Origin of the sequence: Acididesulfobacillus acetoxydans, from assembly GCF_902729405.1 — a bacterium.
Taxonomy (GTDB): domain Bacteria; phylum Bacillota; class Desulfitobacteriia; order Desulfitobacteriales; family Desulfitobacteriaceae; genus Acididesulfobacillus; species Acididesulfobacillus acetoxydans.
Map to the genome: position 1 here is coordinate 827,818 of NZ_LR746496.1, position 15,641 is coordinate 843,458.

The following is a 15,641-nucleotide window of genomic DNA, read 5'->3' on the forward strand; positions in this document are numbered from 1 at the left end:
TGTGGCAATGCCTTTGAATTTTCTAACGAATTGGTTTGTGTTAATCTAAAGATGCACTGAGGAGGAAAACCGTCATGATAACGAAGCGGAGTTATCAGCTTGCACGGGAACTGTTGCTGACGAGGCACCCGATGACTCTAGAGACCTTAGCACGCAGACTGGGGGTGTCAGCCAGAACTGTCAGAACGGAACTGGATGCACTGGAAGGCTGGCTGAGTGAAGGTTCTCAACTGATTCGGAAGCCGGGAGTGGGTATTGCTCTCACGTTGAGTGAGGCGGACCACCGCAGGGTATTACAGGAGTCGATGCCGGAAAAAATACTCGAACCCTTTTCCCCATCGGATAGGCAACGTTTCATTTTTCTCAAGCTCTTGCAAAGCGACCCTAATTTCCGTACCATGCAGCAGTTTGCGGATGTACTTTATGTCAGCAGGCTTGCGATTAACAAGGATCTTGAAACCGTTGAAAAATCCTTAACCTTCTATAACCTCAAACTCGTGCGCAAACCCCATTATGGCATCGAAGTCGAAGGCTCCGAAGAAAATTGGCGTAAAGCTGTCGCCGATTACCTGGTCAGCTTGGTCGACAAAGACGTATTGGTTGATGTTTTGAACCAGAATATTGAACATTCCCTACTGGATTCTTCACGAATTGACCCCGTTAGCTACAGGCAAATTCGTTCACTTTTTCCAGAGAACGAAATAAGGATAGTTCGCGAGATTTTGGAAGAAACTGAGCATGAAAGGGGGACTTATTTTACTGACGACAATTTTGTAAGTCTTTTAATTCATTTGGTTATCGGTTTGGAACGTATCAAACAGAATAAGGCTTTAACCATGCCGGAAGCGCAATTGGAGTTTCTGCGCCGACAAAGTGAATTCGCCTTAACGAGTCAAATAGCTCATAGGCTGGAGAATGCGTTTCACATCCAGGTACCCGAGGCTGAGATCGGCTATATGACCTTACACATCCTAGGAGCCAAAGTGGAACATGGTTCCTTGGATGTCAACTTGGCTTTACAGGATTTTGAACCGGAACTGGTAAGACTGGCTCAAGGCATGATTAAAGAGGCTGAAGGAGCACTCCATCTCAAGTTTACCTCGGACAAACAGCTTTTACTCGGCTTGTTATTACACTTACGCCCCGTAATCAACCGCTTAAAGTATGGTATGTCTTTGCGTAATCCCATTCTGAATCAGATCAAAGAGCAATACCCAACCGTATTTGGAGCAGCTTGGATTGCAGGAGCCTATCTGGAGAAAGAATTAGGGATTAAAGTCAGCGAGGAAGAGATAGGTTACCTGGCCATGCACTTAGGGGCAAGTGCGGAACGCCAGAAGCATCCGAAAAGGGTGCTTGTTGTCTGCAGTAGCGGTGTAGGAACGGCTCAACTTCTAGCTTCCAGGCTGCGGAAAATGTCTTCTTCCTTGGAAGTGGTAGATATGGTTTCTGCGTTGAGGATCCAAGAAAGATGCCGGAATCTCACGGAAAAGATTGATGCCATTGTCACGACTGTTCCCCTCGGCGGAAATTTTGGCTATCCTATGATCCGTGTTTCCCCCCTTTTAACGGATCAGGATCAACAGCGCTTGTTGGAGTTCCTGAGTTTACCGCAGGCGGCGGCCCCCCTGGAAGAGTCATCTGACGTGAAGCAGAGGGTGGAGCGTCCTGAGTCATCATGGTTTAAAGAAGAACTCATGCTTAACGGGATACCTTGTGGGAGCCGTGAAGAGGCAATAGATGCCTTGGGAAATCTTCTTGAGAATAACGGCCAGGCCCGTTCCGGTTTTACAGGAAGTGTCATTCAGAGGGAAAAGTTAAGTTCAACCGCAGTGGGACATGGGATAGCGATACCTCATGGCAACACGGCCTATGTCTCCAAATCGGCTATAGCGGTCGCTTTGCTTCAAGAAACGGTAGACTGGGAAGGCGAGCCGGTGGATTTGATCTTCATGCTGGCTTTAAAGACAGAACAAGTTAGATATGCGAGTGGATTCTTTAAGCGTTTCTATGAAGCCGTTGACAATCCTAAATGGGTTCGCCCATTGAAAGCTTGTAAGACTGCCCAAGAGATGGCTGAATATCTAACGCGAAATTTTTAATAGATAACTACTTTTCGGAGGTAAAGAAAAGACAATGGGACAGCTAGTGAGAACAGAATTAATGGACCTAAATCTTAAGGCGACAGACCGCACAAGTGTTATCAGGGAATTAACGCAACTGCTGGATAAGGAAGGTTGCCTATTTTCCCAGGATGGGTTTCTCCAGGATGTATTTAAACGGGAGGAGACGGGAAATACTGCGGTCGGATTTGGTGTAGCTATTCCCCACGGAAAGTCGCCGGCCGTTAAGGAGGCAGCGGTTGTCTTTGGACGGTCGGAGGCAGGAATCGACTGGGAGGCTTTTGACGGATCACCGGTTCATACTGTCTTTTTACTGGCAGTACCGGATCAGCAAGCTTCCAACGAACATCTTAAGATTCTGGCCATGTTGTCGCGAGCCTTAATTAACGAGGAATTCCGCCAGGAATTGTCTGAAGCCAAAACAAAAGCAGAAATCCTTGGAATTCTGGAGAAGGTGACCCAATAGCGAAGTTCGAGAGATGAGACTATCGCCATGAGCATCCGCTTAAAAAGCAAAACTTCGAGTTGAAAGGATGATTAAGATGAGTGAATTTTCCAGTTTGATGAAGCGTACCCGGGAACATTTGATGAGCGGTGTTTCCTATATGATTCCATTCATTGTGGCCGGTGGTATTCTTTTAGCGCTTTCGGTTTTACTCTCCGGGCAACCAGCGGAACCTAAAAGTTCTTATTTCCTGGATGGGCTGTTCAAAATAGGGGGCGCCGGATTTACGTTGTTCATACCGATTTTAGCCGGCTTCATTGCCTTTTCCATGGCTGACCGGCCGGGCATTGCGCCGGGGGCTATAGGCGGCTTAATTGCCAGCCAGGTTGGAGCAGGATTTCTCGGCGGAATTATCGCCGGCCTCGTCGCCGGGATCGTTGTCTTCTATCTCAAGAAGATTCCAGTTCCCAAGACCATTAAGCCGGTTATGCCGATTTTCGTCATTCCGATTGTCGGGACATTTATCGTCGGCGGCTTAATGATGTTTGTGATTGGTACTCCCATCGCTTCCTTGATGGCTGGACTCACTGCCTGGCTAAAAACTATGAGCGGCGCTAACAAAATAGTTCTGGGACTTATTCTGGGTGCTATGATCGCTTTTGATATGGGTGGTCCTGTTAACAAAGTGGCCTATACTTTTGCAGTTTTCATGCTGGGTTCGGGGATCTATAATATTATGGGGGCTGTCGGTGTTGCCATCATGACTCCTCCTGTTGGCATGGCGGTCGCTACTTTTCTGGCACCGAAGAAATACACCTATGAAGAACGTGAAAACGGAAAAGCGGCGATACTGATGGGGCTGATCGGGATAACCGAGGGGGCTATCCCCTTTGCGGCCGCTGACCCGCTGCGGGTTATTCCTTCTTTGATGGTAGGCTCGGCAGCCGGTTCGGTTACGGCGATGCTCTTGAATGTCGGAAACCGTGCGCCCTGGGGTGGCTGGATAGTCTTGCCGGTTGCAACCAATGTTTTGGGCTATATTATTTCATCCTTGGTCGGTGTGGTGATAACAGCTTTCCTGGTCAATGCGCTGAAAAAGCCGGTGGTCGACAAAGTTGCGACAGAAACCGATGATGATCTCAGCGGCATAGAAATCGAACTATAAGGGAAGCTAGACAGTACTAGGAGTCAATGAGTTCAGGAGGAAGATATATGAAGATCTTAGCGGTTACAGCTTGCCCTTCGGGTGTGGCACACACTTATATGGCTGCCGAGGCTTTAACCAAGGCAGCCAAGCAAAAAGGACACAGCATTAAAGTTGAGACCCAGGGTTCCATCGGGATTGAGAATGCAATTACCCCGAAAGATGTAGCGGATGCTGACATCGTAGTTTTAACAAAAGATATGGCCATTAAAAACAGAGAGCGCTTTGCCGGGAAAACCATAATTAATGTTGGGGTCGGAGATGCGGTGCGCAAAGCCGATATAATCGTTGCCAAGGCCGAAGAGGTCATTGCCCAAAAAGGACAAAGTTAGAGGGTTAGGGGGGCGGGGGCTCCCCTCTTTCGTCTTTAGGAACGAAAGTCCGTTGTCACGCTTGCGGTTCGGCGATGAGTCGAAGAAGCTTAAACAGTAAGACGGAGGAAAAAACATGCTGGAAAGACAATATACGATTACGAATAATCAAGGGCTTCATGCCCGTCCGGCTAGCCTGCTTGTCCAAATGGCGAGTCAAAGCAAATCCAGTGTTACCCTTATTAAAGAAGGTAAAGAGTATAATGCTAAAAGTGTTTTAGGTATCATGAGTGTCGGGGCCCAAAAGGGTGACGTTATCTCCATTCGCATTGACGGGCCGGATGAGGCTGAGACAGATACCAAAATTCAGGCTTTATTTAAAACTAATTTCGGGGAGTAGAGGTGCAGAAAATGCTTGGTGTCGGAGTATCACCGGGGATAGCCATTGGAAAAGCTTGGGTCGTAAAAGAAGAAAACCTCTCTATAACGCAACAGAGCACCCGCACACCTACGGAAGAAATAGAGCGCTTAAATGACAGTCTGGTTTCGGTTCGACGGCAGCTGGAACAGATTAAAGAACGGGCAGTTCGGGAATTGGGTGACAAAGCGCAGATTCTCGATGCCCAAATATTGGTAACACAAGATGAGGAGTTATTGGGGGTTGTCCGTGAGCATATCAATGCCGGAAAGACAGCCGAGGCAGCCTTAGAGTCCGGTGTCGAATTCTATGCCAAAATTCTCGAGGGGATGGATAACGAATACATGCGGGAAAGAGCTGCCGACTTGCGGGATGTCGGCGGGCGCATCATCCGCCATCTCCTAGGAGCGAAGCAGCAGGATCTTTCCAACTTGACCGAGGATTATATTATTGTCGCTGAGGATTTGACGCCATCAGACACGGCCGGTATGAATAAGACCCATGTGCTGGGATTTGTGACCGACATTGGGGGAAGAACATCCCATACGGCCATCATGGCCCGTTCATTGGAAATTCCGGCTATTGTCGGCACGAAAGAGGGAACCAGCCGGATTAAGAGCGGGGATCTCCTGATTCTCGACGTTGCCGAGGGAGAAATCATTATCCAGCCTGATTCGGCCCAGGTCGCGATGTACGAAAAACAACGCACAAGGATAGAAGCAGAAAAACAGCGCTTGCAAAAGCTAATAACGGAGCCCAGCCTCTCGCTTGACGGTCACAAGGTCGAACTCGCCGCCAATATCGGGACGCCGAAAGATTGTACCGGGGCTTTAAACAACGGTGCTGAGGGGATAGGGTTATTCCGGACAGAATTTCTTTATCTTAACCGGGATCGCTTGCCGACAGAAGAGGAACAGTTTGAAGCTTACAAATCGGTCTTGGCAACAATGGCTCCGAGGCCGGTTGTGATCCGGACTTTGGATGTTGGCGGCGATAAAGAGATAAGCTATTTGAACTTACCTAAGGAGAGTAATCCTTTTTTAGGCTACCGCGCAATCCGGGTTTGTCTGAGGCAAACTGACATTTTCCGGACCCAACTGCGGGCTTTGCTACGTGCCAGTACCTTCGGCAACTTGAAAATTATGTTCCCGATGATTTCCAGCCTGGATGAAGTACGTCAGACCAAAAGGATTTTGGAGGAGGTCAGAGCGGAATTAAAACAAGAAGGGGCGTCCGTCTCTTCCGAGATTGAAGTCGGTATCATGATCGAGATCCCAGCTGCAGCCATGATCTCTGATGTCTTGGCCCAAGAGGTGGATTTTTTCAGTATCGGGACCAATGACTTAATCCAGTACACGACAGCCGTCGACCGCATGAACGAGGGGATTGCTCATCTCTATACACCTTTTCATCCGGCCGTTCTGCGTCTGATTCAGACGGTGATCGAGAATGGCCACAAATCAGGAATCTGGGTCGGCATGTGCGGGGAGGCCGCCGGGGATCCGGCCTTGATTCCGCTGTTTTTAGGCATGGGTCTCGATGAGTTTAGTATGAGTGCGATTTCCGTGCTTCCGGCCCGTGAACTCATCAGTCGCTTAAACCGTGAAGAACTGAAGAAGAAAGTACCGGAAATCCTGCAGGCGGGAACAGCTCAGGAGGTTAAGGAAAAGATGGGGGCGCTGGGATATTGATCAGTCTGAACTGACTACGGAGCTCATCAGGGCCAGCGGACAAGTATAATATCTGGCTTCCGGCCTCGGGCCTCTGATTTCTGGAAAGGGAGATGTTTAAATGCTTTATCTATTAGACACAGCCAATCTTGCCGATATCAAACGCTCTTACGATTTATATCCGATTGCCGGAGTTACGACGAATCCGACGATCATTGCCCGCGAAAAGACGGATTTCTTACAGAGGATTCTGGAAATCCGCAGCATTATCGGAGAAAACGCTATGCTGCATGTTCAGGCTCTGAGTAAGAGTGCTGACAAAATTGTCAGTGAAGCAGAATACCTGAACGAAAAAGTGGGGGGAAACCTCTATATCAAGATTCCGGTAATTCCGCAAGGGATTAAAGCCATGAAACTCCTTAAGGAAAAAGGGGTAAAGACTACTGCAACGGCTATCTTCACACCTCAGCAGGCTTTAATGGCTGCGGTAGCCGGGGCTGAATTCCTGGCACCCTATGTCAACCGGCTTGATAATATCTGTGCGGACGGGATTTCGGTGGTCGGGGAGATCGTTCAACTGTTGCAACTGTATCATCTTCCGGCCAAAGTATTGGCGGCCAGCTTCAAGAGTGTTGAACAGGTGCATAAGGTTAGCCTCTACGGAAGTCACGCTATTACAGCGAGCCCTGAAATTATAGATGCTTTGTTACAACACCCCTTGACTGATGCCAGTGTCGACCGGTTTGTGAAGGACTGGGAAGAGGTATACGGCGTGGGGAAGATTACGAAAGATCTCTAAAAAAAATGTTTGTTCCAGGAAACAAGGCAAAGCACTGGAATTAAAATGCCATAGAAGACTTGCAAACGTCATGAAGACTGATGAACCTTAGTTTTTAATGCTGAAAACTAGTTTTGCGCTCTTCAGAAGGGAAGTGGAGAGAATGGTATCAGAGAGAATTCAAAATCTGAAAGATGAGATGCTGAAAGCCAGGCGGGACATCTCCCTGGAAAGAGCTTCGATCTATACGAAGAGTTACCGGATGACTGAAGGTGAACCGGCTATCATTCGCCGGGCCAAGGCGACGGCCCAGGTTCTGGCGGAGGTGGAAATATCCATCCGCGAAGGTGAGCTTCTGGCAGGGAACCGGACCGTTAAGCCGCGTTCAGGCATCGCCTCGCCGGAGATGGATCCCTACTGGATTTACGAAGAGCTGGACACTCTGCACTCACGTCCCCAAGACAAGTTCTATGTCAGTGACGAGGCTAAAAAGCTCTACCGCGAAGAGCTCTACCCTTATTGGCGCGGTCATTCCCTTAAGGATTTTATCAATGCCCGCCTGACCAAGGAAGTAAAGGAAGCTCAGGAAACGCATATTGTTAATCTTAATCAAACAGATAAGGGACAAGGCCATATAATTATGGGCTACCGGGATCTGCTTAGTCTCGGGTTGGGTAATCTTGTCGACAGGGTTAGGGCCAAGCAGGAAAAAGAGCCGGAAAATGTGTTTTATCAGGCAGCGCTCATCACTTTGGAGGCTACGGTCAAACACATTTTACGCTATGCAGAATTAACGAAGACCTTGGCTGAGAAGGAGGAGAATCCTTCGCGCCAAAGGGAACTTCTCGAGCTAAGCCGGGTATGCAGCAAGGTTGCCGTTCATAAACCCGATACTTTCTACGAGGCAACCCAGTTATTCTGGTTTATTAATCTCGCGGCCCAGTACGAATCTAATGCCAGCTCGATTTCGCCCGGTCGCTTTGACCAATATATGGTTCCTTTCTACCAAAGAGACAGGGAAAACGGTGTTCAAGAGGAATTTATCAAAGAGGTCCTGCGCAGTCTTTGGCTTAAAATGAATGATGTTGTCCTTTTAAGAAGTGAGGATAGCGCCAAATACTTTGCCGGTTTTCCGACAGGCTATACCATTATTTTGGGCGGACTGGATGAGCGGGGCCACTGCGCCGTCAATGATCTATCCTATTTAATCCTGGACACTTATCAGGATATCAGGCTGCCCCAACCCAATCTGGGCGTCCGGATTAACGAATTCACTCCGCGTCGCTTCTATAATAAGGTAGTGGAGACCATTCGCTTGGGTACGGGAATCCCCCAAGTGTTTAATGATGAAGTGATTATCCCCGGTTTCCTCAATCGCTCGGTTTCCCTCGAAGAGGCTAGGGATTATGCGGTTGTGGGTTGTGTAGAGCTCTCGATTCCGGGAAAGACCTATGGCCTGCATGATATCGCCTTATTTAATTTGTTGAAGGTCATGGAAGTCACTCTGGCTGAGAAGGCCGGCGAATTTGACGATTTTGCGGCCGTTAAAGCTGCTATAAAAGAAAACATCCGGAGATATGTCGCCTATATGGTGGAAGGTTGCAATATTGTTGAAACGGGTCATCGCGATTTTGCTCCTATACCGTTTCTGTCCTGCTTTGTCGACAGTTGCCTGGAAAAGGGTGTCGATGTCTCAGCCGGAGGTGCCAAATTTAACTTTTCCGGAGTACAAGGAATAGGTACGGCCAATCTTAGCGATTCCCTTTATGTGATTAAAAAACTCTGCTACGAAGATAAAAGAATGACGCTTTCCGAATTGCTGAGTTCTCTTAAAGTGAATTTCGAGGACGAAGGCGGTGAAGCGTTAAGGGCAAGGCTTATCCATAAATACGCCAAATACGGAAATGATATCTCTGAGGTCGATGACATCGGAGCCGAGATACTGGCTTACTATTGTAAGACAGTAGAAGGGTATACCAACGAACGTGGCGGGCGCTTTCTTCCTGGTTCTTACACAGTCTCCGCTCATGTGCCTTTGGGGGCGGCAGTGGGAGCCACGGCAGACGGACGCAAAGCGGGAGAGCAATTGGCTGATGGCGGATTGTCTCCGATGGTAGGCAGGGATGAGAAAGGGCCGACAGCTGTTTTGAAAAGCGTTAGTCGGTTAGACAACTATCTTACGTCGAATGGCAGCCTCCTAAATGTTAAATTTCACCCTAAGGCTTTGGAAGGGCAGGCCGGGATCAACAAAATGATCGGCTACCTGCAGGCTTTTATGAAGCTCAAAATCCAGCATATCCAGTTTAATATCATCTCTGCCGATACGTTAAGGGCCGCGCAAAGAGAACCCGAAAAATACCGCAACCTGGTCGTCCGGGTCGCCGGATACAGTGCGATTTTTATCGAGCTCAATAAGGCCATCCAGGATGATATCATTGCCAGAACGGAACATGTTTTTTAAAGGTGAGCATGTTTTTGCCGAAACTCCGCAATAATTTGTCGGTCAACCGGCATAGATTAGGTGCCTCATTTAATTGCGGATGACGGCTGGAAAAATGCTTAGATAATGCTTAGTTATAAGCCACAAATCGCTTCTCCTGCCGAAAGGCCTTGAATTTGTAAAGTAATGCTAGGATGTGATCTCTGTGCGAGCGCTGATATTTAACATCCAGCGGTACAGCATCCATGATGGTGGGGGGATCCGGACGATTGTCTTTTTCAAGGGTTGCCCCCTTCACTGTCCCTGGTGTGCCAATCCCGAATCTCAGAGTTTTGAGAGCGAAATTATGAAGCTCAAATCCCAATGTATCCACTGTAATGTCTGTGCCGGTAATGCAGCGGAGTGTCCGTCCGGGGCCTTGGCGGAGCAGGGAAAGTGGATGAGCGTCGACGAAGTCCTCGCGGAAGTATTAAAAGACAGTGTTTTCTTTAATACTTCCGGTGGAGGGGTTACCTTGTCCGGTGGAGAGGTGCTCTCCCAGGCGGATTTCGCTGCGGAATTACTGAGGCAGCTGAAGGAACTGGGAATCCACACAGCGATCGAGACCAGCGGGTTTGGCCGCTGGGAGGCTTTGGAGGGCTTGGCTGAATATGCAGATGTTATTCTCTATGATCTTAAAATCATGGATCCTGAACAAAGTAAAAAGACGCTCGGTGCGGATTCGGAAATCATCTTGAAGAATCTGGCCAAACTTGTTGACAAGGGTTGCCGGGTGATCCCCAGAGTTCCTTTGATCCCAGGGTTTACGATGGACGAGAAGAATATCACGACTATTAGCGATCTGGCTCAAAGATACGGACTGAAGGAGATTCATCTACTCCCATTTCATCAGTACGGAAGCTCGAAATATGAAAGCCTGGGCAGGGATTATGCCCTTAAAGATCTGGCGGTTCCGACCGATGAAGAAGTGAACGCGATTAAGTCTAAATTGGAAGCACGAGGGTTTATGGTGGTCATCGGAGGAGGCTAGACCTTCACCTGAGCCGCTGAAGCTGTATACTAAGCCTGCGTCATCGCAGCCCGCTGACACCCGTAAGAGTGCAGGCCCTCGAACCTCGTGCCTTGAACCTCGATTTTCGAGGAAGGAAGGATGGATGTTTTATGAAACGGGTGAATATCGGGGTGGTTGGTTTTGGAGGCATCGCCAAGGTTCATGCCTTGGCTTGTTACGCCCTGAAACTGTACTACCATGATGTGCCTTTTGAGGCGAATATCCTGAAAGCTTACCGGAGGGAAAAGCCTCAGGATCGCGGAATTTTCCAGGAGGTTGCGACTTCTCTTGACGATCTCTTACTGGATTCGGACATTGATTTAATCGATATCTGCACTCCGAACCACCTGCATTATGAACAGGTGAAAAAGGCGCTGGAAGCAGGTAAAGCGGTGTATTGTGAAAAGCCTTTGGCTCTTAATTATCAGGAAGCCGGGGCTTTAGTACAATTAGCGGAAGCGAAGGACCTTATCAATCAGGTTGCCTTCATGTACCGCTTTATGCCTGCGGTTGTGAAGGCCAGAGAATATGTCAGAAGCGGGGAATTAGGCGAGATCCTCCATTTCAGATTTACACTTTACCATAAAGGCTATTTGAGTGAGCGTCCTTTAAGCTGGCGGGAGCAAAGAGAGTTTTCCGGCGGCGGGGCCATCATGGATTTGGGGATTCACATGGTGGATTTGGTGAGGTATATGTTGGGCGATATTTCTTCGCTCCGGGCTGAGCTCTTTACCCATAGCGAAGAAAGGTTCTTAAATGTTGCTGACCACTCGCAAGGCAAAGCACAGGTAGATGTGGATGAGTATGCGAAACTCGATGTCAGGTTGCAAAAGGGCGGGCTGGGAACCATTGAATGTTCAAGAATTTCCTCGGCCTTACATGAGAATACTGTCATTGAGATTTACGGCAGCCAAGGGAGTATTAAAGTCACGGACGCTGAACCCCGTTATCCGGAGATTCATAAGCATACTGAAAATATAACCTCAATAGGGGACTCGGTCCTATTAGGAAATTCCACGAGCAGCAATCGCGGAGTAAATAGTGCCGCCTTAGAGAATACGGTCAAGGCCGGAAATTCCGCAGGTAAAGAAACGGCGGATTCTCTGGTGAGGGTGCCTCCTGAAAACCCGTTTACTGAGTTTTGCCTAAGAGTCTATCCCAGTGAAAAGATTTCTTTGGGCCCGGCGGTTGATATGCATCTCACGAGTCTATACAATATGCTTTTAAACTTTGCCCGGGGAGAAATTGTCTATGAGGAAACCCCAACGTTTCGGGAAGGTGCTATGGCGCAAAAACTGATCCAAATGGCATTATTATCCCAGCAGGAAGAAAATCGCTGGGTTAAATGGGATGAGGTAGGTTAAAGACATGATCACCACGTTAACTCTAAATCCGGCGGTTGATAAAACGTCGGTGGTTGCAGGGCTAACATTCGGCGGACTTAACCGTGTGCAGGAAACCATGCAGAGTCCGGGCGGCAAAGGGATTAATGTATCTAAGGCTTTGACCAGGCTGGGGACAAACACCTTGGTTCTGGGGATAAGTGCAGGTGATACAGGAAAATGGATCGAGAGATATCTCCAAGAGAAGAATATTCCTTACGACTTTGTTCAAGGGAGCGGACAAACGCGGACCAACCTGAAAGTTTTTGATCAAAGCACCGAAACGATTACTGAATTTAATGAGTCAGGTAGTCCTGTTGATAGGAAGATGATCGATGAAATTATACAAAAGGCCCGGCAGTATGCCGAGCAGAGTGAGTTCTTGGTCTTGGGCGGCAGTGTCCCGGCCGGTGTCAGGGAGGATATTTATTCTGAGCTTATTTCTTCTCTAAAGGATAAGGTTAAGATTGTTCTTGATGCTGACGGAGCTTTGCTTGCCCAAGGGATAGAGGCTTCTCCCTGCATAATAAAACCGAATGTCTACGAACTTGAGAAGTTATTTAACAGGAAACTGGAAAGTGAAGAGGAGATCCTTGCCTGCGGCAAAACACTCTTAAGAAAAGGGATTGCCAAGGTTGTCATCTCCATGGGTGCTGCAGGGAGCTTATTAGTTAGCGATGAGGGTTGTTACAAGGTGCTGCCGGTTAAGGTTCCGGTAAAAAGCACGGTCGGCGCCGGAGATTCCATGGTGGCCGGTTTTTTGCATGGCTTGAGCCGAGGCAGGAAAGTTGCTGAAGCTTTACGTTTGGCGGCAGCCTGTGCCACAGCAGCCGTCATGACTGAGGGCAGCGAAACGTTTGCAGTGGAGGTTCTGGAGAGTGTGCTGCCGGATATTCAGGTGCAGGAAGTATAAGGAAAACACCAGAGAACTTGTTTCGTTGACATATCAAGGCTGGGCAGAATTTTTATTTAGGGGGTGAGTCTTTATGTATCCGTTAAAATTTTTACCGGTTTACAAAGAACGTGTTTGGGGCGGCCACAATTTGGCGAGATTGTTAGGCCGTAAACTCCCGAAAGATAAAATAGGAGAGAGCTGGGATCTTTGCTGCCATCAAAACGGGATGAGCATTGTCGCCAATGGCCATTTAAGAGGCAAGACGCTGGCTGAGCTCATGGCCGAGTATAAAGAAGAGTTAATGGGTAAAGCTTATGATCCCGCCGGTTATTTTCCGCTCCTAATCAAAATAATTGATGCCAATAACAAATTATCAGTTCAGGTTCACCCTGATGATGAATATGCCCACGAGGTAGAGGGTGAACCGGGCAAAGCAGAAGCCTGGTATGTCATCGAGGCGAAACCGGATGCTAAAATAGTTTATGGTTTAAAGGATGAGGTGTCCAGAGAGAATTTCAGGCAAGCGGTCAGAACCGGTGAGATCATGGCTTGCCTCAGGGAAGTACCGGTCAAGCAGGGAGATATCATTTATATTCCCAGCGGCTTAATCCATGCCCTGCTGGCGGGTGTCCTGGTCTATGAGGTACAGCAAAATTCAGATACGACCTACCGGGTTTACGATTACGGACGTCTGGACAAAGATGGCAAACTGAGAGAGCTGCATATAGAAAACGCGCTGGATGTGATTAATTTTAGCGGACAGGAAGATACCCATTTTGACAAAGACATGATTGATTCTCCTTATTTTCAAATGGAAAGAATCAGGATTGACAACGAACGGTCTGATAAATTAAACGATAGTTTTTTAATATACTGCATCATCGGCGGCAAGGGAGGAATTGCCTATCATGGGGGAATTGAAGCAATAAATAAAGGGGAGACGGTCCTCGTTCCTGCTTCTTTAAAGGAGGTTACCGTCAGAGGAAATTTAGAACTATTGAGGATTTGTATTTGACCCCACACGGAAAGTGCCTCAAACCCTTATCCGTGTGGGTATCTTGGCGATCCGGCCAGGGTGTGTTCCTGCACGCCCCTGGCAAATCCGCCACTTCGAGGCAAAATTTCCGGGCCTCCTTTTGGATCGGTTTGACTGCACCAATGCCCAGATGACGGAGCAGAGGAACTCCTGTAACGGGCTTATCGTCTGCAGCAGCTGGGTGCCCGGAATTATGACCGGATTCTCCGGGCAGCGAGGAGCATTGCGGACTCCAATGGTTGAGAGGGTGAAGGCAGCGGAAGAACCTGCAAGGGTCTCTTGCGCTGCTTTTTACTTTTGGCTCATAATCCAGGCGGAAATATTTCATATTAATTTTGTCATTGATCACACTGACAGGTTTGCTTTTGTTTGAATTGTAAAAAAACTAGCGAGAGTTTACCATTAAACTATAACCAAATAAGGAGGTAAGCCTAATGGCAACAAACGTAAATGTCATGGACAGGAGCTTCAAGGGCAAAGCCGCGTTGCAGAAGTTCGGGGGATTCCTGGCCGGAATGGTTATCCCGAACATTGGTGCCTTCATCGCTTGGGGCTTGATTACAGCATTCTTTATCCCAACCGGTTGGCTTCCCAACGCTTACTTGGGCAAACTGGTCAGCCCGATGATTTCCTATCTGCTGCCGATTCTGATTGGGTATACAGGCGGCAAACTGGTGCACGATACCCGTGGAGGTGTGGTCGGGGCCATCGCTACCGCCGGAATCGTCGTTGGCGCCGACATTCCAATGTTTCTCGGCGCTATGATCATGGGGCCTCTCGGGGGCTGGCTGATCAAAAAATTCGACGAGATGGTTGATGGAAAAGTGCCGACCGGCTTTGAGATGCTGGTTAACAACTTTTCGGCCGGGATTCTGGGGGCGCTGCTCGCCCTTCTCGCCTTCTCCGGCATCGAACCGGTGGTTCAGGGTTTCTCGATGGCGCTCGGAAACTTGGCGATTGCCGTCACGAACGCCCACTTGCTTCCTCTGATTGCGATCTTTATCGAACCCGGCAAGGTCTTATTCTTGAATAACGCAATCAACCATGGTATTCTTGCCCCGCTCGGTATTGAACAAGTTAAACAAGCCGGAAAGTCCATCTTCTTTCTCCTGGAAACCGACCCTGGCCCGGGTCTGGGAATTCTTCTGGCCTACTGGGTTTACGGGAAAGGAACTGTTAAGCAGTCCGCACCCGGTGCGATCATCATTCAGTTCTTCGGCGGTATTCACGAAATATACTTCCCGTATATTCTGATGAAACCATTGCTTCTGCTCGCTGTCATCGGCGGCGGTATGGCTGCGGATTTCACCTTCGTCCTGACGAAGGCCGGACTTGTCGCGACGCCTTCGCCGGGAAGTATTTTCGCAGAAATGGCGATGACACCAAAAGGCGGGTTTGTCCCGGTGCTTCTGGGAATTGCGGTTGGTGCCGCCGTATCCTTCCTTATCGGTTCTGTGATCCTTAAAAGGGATAAGACCGAAGGCGATGCGGGTTCCCTCGACGCGGCCAACGAAATGATGTCGATGATGAAGGCCCAGAGCAAAGGGCAAAACGTCAGCCCGCGAGCGGCAGCAGACCCAAGTGCCAAAAGTGTAAGCGAACTGCCTCGTCTGATTGTTTTCGCCTGTGAGGCTGGGATGGGCTCCTCTGCGATGGGAGAATCTATCCTTAAGAAACAGCTTAAGGACGCAGGCCTCAACATTCAAGTGAAGCACACGCCGGTGAACCAGATCCCGCCGGAGGCGGAAGTGGTTTTCACCCAGGAAAGTCTTGCGGCGCGTGCAGCCCAGGTTGCGCGTGCAGCGGAAATCGTTCCGATTAAGAATTTCCTGGATAAGACGGCTTATGAGACCTTCGTAAACGAATTAAGAAACAGGTCGTGATGCCA

At 48.7% G+C, this 15,641-nt stretch carries 13 protein-coding genes; all 13 read left to right on the forward strand.

Features of this window, described 5'->3' with window-relative positions; all coding sequences use genetic code 11:
* The first annotated feature begins 74 nt into the window (after positions 1-74).
* Positions 75-2,102, forward strand: coding sequence for a BglG family transcription antiterminator (locus MNU25_RS03655; protein WP_240983825.1), 2,028 nt, complete (start codon positions 75-77; stop codon positions 2,100-2,102).
* 34 nt (positions 2,103-2,136) lie between these two features.
* Positions 2,137-2,589 carry a PTS sugar transporter subunit IIA gene (locus tag MNU25_RS03660; RefSeq protein ID WP_240983826.1) on the forward strand — a complete coding sequence of 151 codons (453 nt, stop codon included), beginning with the start codon at positions 2,137-2,139 and terminating at the stop codon, positions 2,587-2,589.
* 76 nt (positions 2,590-2,665) lie between these two features.
* Positions 2,666-3,733 carry a PTS fructose transporter subunit EIIC gene (locus MNU25_RS03665; protein WP_240983827.1) on the forward strand — a complete coding sequence of 356 codons (1,068 nt, stop codon included), beginning with the start codon at positions 2,666-2,668 and terminating at the stop codon, positions 3,731-3,733.
* Positions 3,734-3,780: 47 nt separating this feature from the next.
* Entirely contained in the window at positions 3,781-4,104 is a 324-nt protein-coding gene (locus tag MNU25_RS03670; protein ID WP_240983828.1) for a PTS fructose-like transporter subunit IIB, read from the forward strand.
* A 115-nt stretch (positions 4,105-4,219) separates the two neighbouring features.
* On the forward strand, positions 4,220-4,483 hold the full coding sequence (locus MNU25_RS03675) for an HPr family phosphocarrier protein (protein WP_240983829.1): 264 nt from the start codon (positions 4,220-4,222) through the stop codon (positions 4,481-4,483).
* A gap of 11 nt (positions 4,484-4,494) precedes the next feature.
* On the forward strand, positions 4,495-6,192 hold the full coding sequence (ptsP, locus tag MNU25_RS03680) for a phosphoenolpyruvate--protein phosphotransferase (RefSeq protein WP_240986714.1): 1,698 nt from the start codon (positions 4,495-4,497) through the stop codon (positions 6,190-6,192).
* A gap of 100 nt (positions 6,193-6,292) precedes the next feature.
* A complete protein-coding gene (locus MNU25_RS03685) occupies positions 6,293-6,970 on the forward strand; it encodes a fructose-6-phosphate aldolase (protein ID WP_240983830.1) in 678 nt (225 codons plus the stop codon).
* A gap of 142 nt (positions 6,971-7,112) precedes the next feature.
* Positions 7,113-9,410: a formate C-acetyltransferase gene (locus MNU25_RS03690; RefSeq protein WP_240983831.1), complete on the forward strand. Its 2,298-nt coding sequence runs from the start codon at positions 7,113-7,115 to the stop codon at positions 9,408-9,410.
* A 184-nt stretch (positions 9,411-9,594) separates the two neighbouring features.
* Positions 9,595-10,419 (forward strand): [formate-C-acetyltransferase]-activating enzyme, encoded by an 825-nt coding sequence (locus tag MNU25_RS03695; RefSeq protein WP_240983832.1) that lies wholly within the window; start codon positions 9,595-9,597, stop codon positions 10,417-10,419.
* 131 nt (positions 10,420-10,550) lie between these two features.
* Entirely contained in the window at positions 10,551-11,804 is a 1,254-nt protein-coding gene (locus tag MNU25_RS03700) for a Gfo/Idh/MocA family protein (protein ID WP_240983833.1), read from the forward strand.
* A 4-nt stretch (positions 11,805-11,808) separates the two neighbouring features.
* Complete coding sequence (gene pfkB, locus MNU25_RS03705) at positions 11,809-12,735, forward strand: 1-phosphofructokinase (RefSeq protein ID WP_240983834.1); 927 nt, start codon at positions 11,809-11,811, stop codon at positions 12,733-12,735.
* Positions 12,736-12,808: 73 nt separating this feature from the next.
* Positions 12,809-13,732, forward strand: coding sequence for a type I phosphomannose isomerase catalytic subunit (locus MNU25_RS03710; RefSeq protein ID WP_240983835.1), 924 nt, complete (start codon positions 12,809-12,811; stop codon positions 13,730-13,732).
* A 455-nt stretch (positions 13,733-14,187) separates the two neighbouring features.
* Positions 14,188-15,636 carry a PTS mannitol transporter subunit IIBC gene (locus MNU25_RS03715; protein ID WP_240983836.1) on the forward strand — a complete coding sequence of 483 codons (1,449 nt, stop codon included), beginning with the start codon at positions 14,188-14,190 and terminating at the stop codon, positions 15,634-15,636.
* Positions 15,637-15,641 lie beyond the last annotated feature (5 nt).

What these genes read in the sequence shown, in the direction of transcription:
- MNU25_RS03655 (WP_240983825.1), top strand. Translation starts at nt 75, where the DNA reads ATGATAACGAAGCGGAGTTATCAGCTTGCACGGGAACTGTTGCTGACG.
- MNU25_RS03660 (WP_240983826.1), top strand. Translation starts at nt 2,137, where the DNA reads ATGGGACAGCTAGTGAGAACAGAATTAATGGACCTAAATCTTAAGGCG.
- MNU25_RS03665 (WP_240983827.1), top strand. Translation starts at nt 2,666, where the DNA reads ATGAGTGAATTTTCCAGTTTGATGAAGCGTACCCGGGAACATTTGATG.
- MNU25_RS03670 (WP_240983828.1), top strand. Translation starts at nt 3,781, where the DNA reads ATGAAGATCTTAGCGGTTACAGCTTGCCCTTCGGGTGTGGCACACACT.
- MNU25_RS03675 (WP_240983829.1), top strand. Translation starts at nt 4,220, where the DNA reads ATGCTGGAAAGACAATATACGATTACGAATAATCAAGGGCTTCATGCC.
- ptsP (WP_240986714.1), top strand. Translation starts at nt 4,495, where the DNA reads ATGCTTGGTGTCGGAGTATCACCGGGGATAGCCATTGGAAAAGCTTGG.
- MNU25_RS03685 (WP_240983830.1), top strand. Translation starts at nt 6,293, where the DNA reads ATGCTTTATCTATTAGACACAGCCAATCTTGCCGATATCAAACGCTCT.
- MNU25_RS03690 (WP_240983831.1), top strand. Translation starts at nt 7,113, where the DNA reads ATGGTATCAGAGAGAATTCAAAATCTGAAAGATGAGATGCTGAAAGCC.
- MNU25_RS03700 (WP_240983833.1), top strand. Translation starts at nt 10,551, where the DNA reads ATGAAACGGGTGAATATCGGGGTGGTTGGTTTTGGAGGCATCGCCAAG.
- pfkB (WP_240983834.1), top strand. Translation starts at nt 11,809, where the DNA reads ATGATCACCACGTTAACTCTAAATCCGGCGGTTGATAAAACGTCGGTG.
- MNU25_RS03710 (WP_240983835.1), top strand. Translation starts at nt 12,809, where the DNA reads ATGTATCCGTTAAAATTTTTACCGGTTTACAAAGAACGTGTTTGGGGC.
- MNU25_RS03715 (WP_240983836.1), top strand. Translation starts at nt 14,188, where the DNA reads ATGGCAACAAACGTAAATGTCATGGACAGGAGCTTCAAGGGCAAAGCC.